The sequence below is a fragment of the uncultured Cellulomonas sp. genome, from assembly GCF_963527515.1.
Taxonomy (GTDB): Bacteria; Actinomycetota; Actinomycetes; order Actinomycetales; family Cellulomonadaceae; genus Cellulomonas.
In genome coordinates this window covers 1-4643 of the sequence record NZ_CAURTV010000168.1, presented here as the reverse complement: position 1 = coordinate 4643, position 4643 = coordinate 1, and the positions used below count along the sequence as shown (strand labels likewise).

Below are 4643 nucleotides of genomic sequence, written 5' to 3'. Positions count from 1 at the left end.
CACGTCGCCCGCGCGGACGTCGGACGCGGCGGCGCGCACGTGCTGGCCAGACACGGCAGGGCGCTGCATGGCCACGCGGGCGGTCCCGCGGTCGGTCTCCTCCAGGGGCACCACCGCGTCCGCGCCCAGGGGCAGCGGCGCACCCGAGGCGATGCGCACCGCCGTGCCGGGCACCAGCCGCAGCGGGCCGGACCCGGGCCGGACGTCGTGCGCGACCGGCAGGCTGTGCGCGCTGGCATACCCGGCGCCCGCGGTCTCGTGCGCCGCGACGGCGTACCCGTCGCGGGACGCGAGCGCGAGACCCGGCAGGTCGTGCGTCGCGACGACGTCCGCGGCGAGGATGCAGCCGACGGCGTCGCGCAGCACGACGTCGAGCGGTGCGACCGGTCCGACGGCGGCCAGCACGGCCGCGAGGTGATCCTGGACCGATCTCATCCGGGCATTGTGCCCGCCGGACGGGCCCGTCGGTGGGCGGCGTGCTGAGAGTCCCCCGCGAACTCGTCCGGCCGGGGGCGCAAGTCCGGACAACTCCTCCCCCAGACGGTCGTGGGGGGCCTCGCGAGTTTGCGACACTGGTCCCCATGAGCAGCGTCGCCCAGCCCTATCCGCGTGTGACCGAGGGGGACGAGGTCGACGACGTCAAGGAGCGGCTCCGGGTGGCCATCCGCGCCGCGCGCCGGACCCGCTCCGTACGACTCCGCGAGGCCGCCGCGCGGTCGCTCGCCGACGTGGTCCTCACCATCCCGGCCGTCGCCGACGCCTCCTGCGTGTCCGTGTACGCCGCGCGGGCCACCGAGCCCGGCACCGGACCCCTCCTCGAGGCCCTGTCCGCCCGCGGGGTCCGCCTGCTCCTGCCCGTGCTGGGCAGCGGCCTGCAACGCGAGTGGGCCGAGTACGGCGGCGTGGACGACCTGCGCGAGCGTGCACCGGGCCGCCCGCCCGAGCCGGGCGGACCCACGCTGGGCGCGGCCGCCCTGGCGGAGGCGGACGTCGTCATCGCCCCGGCGCTGGCCGTCGACACGTCCGGAGCGCGGCTCGGCCAGGGTGGCGGCTGGTACGACCGGGCCCTCACGCACCTGCGACCGGGCGCTCCGGTGGTCGCGCTCGTCTTCCCGGAGGAGCTCTACGACGCGCAGACCCGCCCGCTGCCGCGCGAGCGCCACGACCGGCTGGTGGACGCGGTGGCCACGCCGGAGGAGTGGCACCTCATCGGGTCGTGACGCCTCAGGGCGTGAGCGTCAGCCGGTCCCGGGCGTCGGCCTCGGTCGCCGTCTGCGTGAACGGCCACGGGAACGTCTCGCCGCGCGACCACGGCCCCAGCTGGTCGGCGTAGTGCACGCTCGCCGGGTGGCCGGACGTGCCGGTGAACGTGACCCAGGTGGACGCGTCGAGGTCACCCAGGTCGACCACCATGCGCATGGACGGTGCCGCGGTCACGGTGAACGAGCCGGAGGACGCGTCCCACGCGGTGGCGTCGACGATCGAGGACCCGCCGCCGACCGCCACCGGGTCCGGGTTCACCAGGCCGCGGACGACCCCGGGTAGCGAGGAGCCGCCCAGCACGGGGTGCTCGGGGGCTGCGGTGTGCAGCTGTCCCCACCGCCAGCTGGAGGCGTCCCTGCCGAGCTGCGCGGTGAGCTGGCGGCGGGCGGTGACCAGGGCGCGGGTGAGCACCTCGTCGCGGCCCTCCACGACACCGGGCGTGGACTTGTCGTCCCACCACGGTGACGCCGGCTCCTCGATCAGGCGGCGGACCACCTCGAGCCAGCGCGAGCCGCCGTTCGGGCCGTGGTCGTCGGGCAGGTCGTCGGCGAACGCCGAGCCGAGCAGCTCCGCCCAGACGGCCGCGAAGTACGCCGCCGCCGCCGAGTCGGCCGACTGCACGCGGTCCCAGCCGCGCAGCAGCTCCTGTCCGTCGTCGTCGAACGAGTTCTCCACGTCCAGCGTGAGCAGCACGGGGACCAGCACGTCCGCGAACGGGCTGTGCTGGTCGGTCTGGATCCGGCCCATGTCCTCGACGTCGACCTTGCCGGCGGCCGTCGCGGTGGTGAGCAGCTCGCGGATGCGCTGGGCGCGGTAGCCGTAGTCCCAGTCGTCCGTGAGGAAGGGGCCGACGCCGGCCGGGGTGACCGCCTGGTTGGCCGTCACGACGAACCCCTCGACGGGGTCCAGCGCGCGCGGCATCTGCTCCGCATCGACGAAACCCTGCCAGTCGTACCGGCTGTCCCAGCCCGGGCGCGGCCAGGTGCCGTCCGACGGGACGGCACCCCCGGGGACGTTGGCGCGGACCGGGATACGACCGGGCGCCTGGTAGCCGATGTGGCCGTCGGTCGTCGCGAAGACGATGTTCTGCGACGGCACGTCGAACAGCGCGGCGGCGGCCTGGATGTCCGCGGCGTCGCGTGCCACGTTGATCGCGAGCACCGCGTCCATGGTCCGGCCCGGCTGCAGGGCGGTCCAGCCGAGCGCGACCTGGAAGCCACGCCCGGGGGCGTCGTCGGGAACGGGAGACGTCCGGACGCCGTCGAGGTCGAGCACGTCGGACACGATCGGCCCGTGCACGGACTGCCGGACGATCAGCTCGACGTCCTCGCCGCCGGCCACGCGGATGATCTCGGTCCGCTGCGTGAGCGGGACGTCGGCGCCGTCGAACCGGGTGGTGGTGCCGTCGACGCGCTCCAGGAAGAAGTCGGTGACGTCGGCGCCCAGGTTGGTCAGCCCCCACGCGAGCGAGGCGTTGTGGCCGATGACCACGCCGGGCATGCCGGCGAACGCGAAGCCCGAGACGTCGAACGGGCACGCGGTCGAGACCTCGTCGCAGCGCAGCCCGACCTGCTGCCAGATGCCGGGCGCCGAGATGCCGAGGTGCGGGTCGTTGGCCAGCAGGGGCTTGCCGGACGCGGTGAGCTCGCCCGAGACGACCCACGAGTTGGAGCCGACGCCCTCGCCGTCGCCCATGACGTGCGGCACCGCCGCGAGGGCGGCCTCCGCCGAGGCCATCGCCGCCTGCAGGTCGGCGTCGTCCAGGTCGAGCGGGGGGGCCGTGGCCGCCGCCGTCTGCTGCGGGGTCACCAGGGGCAGGTCGGCCGCCGAGAGGATGGGCAGGTTGAGGTCCTGCGGGTAGGCGGGGAAGAGCTCGTCGACGCGGGCGGCGTCCCGCACCGCCGAGAACGACGCGGCGCGCTCCAGCTCGGCGTCGTAGTTGCCGCGCAGGTCCCAGGCCATGGCCTTGAGCCACGCGAGCGAGTCGACCGGGTCCCACTCCTGCGGCTCGCCGACCTCCACCTGCAGGCCCAGCACGCTGTACTCGACGGCGACGGAGCCCAGGTCCCGGTCGGCGAGGTAGGCGTTGACGCCGTCGGCGTAGGCCTGCAGCGCGTCACGCGTGGCCGGCTCCACCAGGTCCCACTCCTGCTCGGCGACCGCGCGCCAGCCGAACGTCCGGATCACCTTGTCCGCCGCGAGCGCGTCCTCGTTCTCGCCGACCAGCTCCGAGAGCCGGCCCGACGTCACGTGGCGGCGGTAGTCCATCTCGAAGAAGCGGTCCTGCGCGGCCACGTAGCCCTGGGCCCGGAACAGGTCGGCCGGCGTGGTCGCCGTGATGGTGGGCACCCCGCGGTCGTCGCGGGTCACCGTCACGTCGGCCTCGAGCCCGGGCAGCCGCTCCTCCCCGGAGACCTCCGGCAGCGGACGCCGGACCACGACGGCGGCGGTCACCAGCACCGCCACGAGCGCGAGGACGACGACCGCGGCGACGGCGATCAGGGAGAGGCGGACGGCGCGACGACGGGACACGCTTCGGAGGGTACTTCGCTGCCCCGGCTCCGGCCGCCGCAGCGCCGCGGGCGGACGCCCGGAATGCCTGCGCCGGACGAACGGTTACGATTGGCACTCGGACGACGCGAGTGCCAGTCCGCTCGGACTGCTCGATCAGCTGCCAGGAGACCTTCAGTGCCCACCTACTCCTACGCCTGCACGGCGTGCGGTCACGCCTTCGAGATCGTGCAGTCCTTCAGCGACGACTCCCTCACGGTCTGCCCCGAGTGCGAGGGACGCCTGCGCAAGGTCTTCTCCTCCGTCGGTGTCGTGTTCAAGGGCTCCGGCTTCTACCGCAACGACGCGCGCGCGGGTGCGAAGTCGTCGGCCATCGGCGCCACGACCCCCACCGCAGCCCCGGCAGCGGCCGCCGCCGCGGCGTCCTCGTCGACGCCGTCCTCGTCGTCCTCGTCCTCGTCGTCCTCCTCGACCCCGGCTGCCAAGCCCGCCGCCGCGTCCTGACGCCACTGCCTGACCCGTCGGCGTCCGCACCTCACGGTGGGGGCGCCGATCTCGTTTGCGAGCCGCCCCCAGCCCTCCTCGCGGACGTCCCCGTCCCCAGGTGAGCACGCGCGCGGCCCCGCCGCCACGAGCCGGCCTAGCGTCGGCGCCCATGCCGCCCTCGCTGCTCGCCGGTCGCCCGCCGCCCCTCGCCACCCGCCGCCGGCCTCCCGCTCAGGTGATCCGCATCGGGCTGTGGCGGGCGCGGTTCGGCGTCGCTGCGGTGCTCCTCGGGGTCGCGGCCGGCTGCACCGTCCAGGAGCTGCGGCCGCCCGACCCGCCCACCACGGCGGTCGTCGTGGCCGCCCGCGCGCGGGCGGCCGGCC

The 4643-nt window shown here is 75.3% G+C and carries 3 protein-coding genes and 2 pseudogenes; 3 read left to right on the top strand and 2 right to left on the bottom strand.

What is annotated here, in order from left to right; translation table 11 throughout:
• A pseudogene (locus RYN42_RS19695) lies at window positions 1-435 on the bottom strand (molybdopterin molybdenumtransferase MoeA); the annotation flags it as partial.
• Window positions 436-581: 146 nt separating this feature from the next.
• Here RYN42_RS19695 and RYN42_RS19690 point away from each other — a divergent pair.
• Window positions 582-1220: a 5-formyltetrahydrofolate cyclo-ligase gene (locus tag RYN42_RS19690; RefSeq protein ID WP_315099174.1), complete on the top strand. Its 639-nt coding sequence runs from the start codon at window positions 582-584 to the stop codon at window positions 1218-1220.
• Between the two features lie 4 nt (window positions 1221-1224).
• On the opposite strand, the gene RYN42_RS19685 is transcribed toward RYN42_RS19690, so the two are convergent.
• Entirely contained in the window at window positions 1225-3795 is a 2571-nt protein-coding gene (locus RYN42_RS19685) for a penicillin acylase family protein (RefSeq protein ID WP_315099171.1), read from the bottom strand.
• Between the two features lie 156 nt (window positions 3796-3951).
• Between RYN42_RS19685 and RYN42_RS19680 the strand changes: the two genes are divergently transcribed.
• Complete coding sequence (locus RYN42_RS19680) at window positions 3952-4278, top strand: FmdB family zinc ribbon protein (protein WP_315099168.1); 327 nt, start codon at window positions 3952-3954, stop codon at window positions 4276-4278.
• 151 nt (window positions 4279-4429) lie between these two features.
• Window positions 4430-4643 (top strand): annotated as a pseudogene (locus tag RYN42_RS19675) (hypothetical protein); the annotation flags it as partial.

What these genes read in the sequence shown, in the direction of transcription:
- RYN42_RS19690 (WP_315099174.1), top strand. Translation starts at nt 582, where the DNA reads ATGAGCAGCGTCGCCCAGCCCTATCCGCGTGTGACCGAGGGGGACGAG.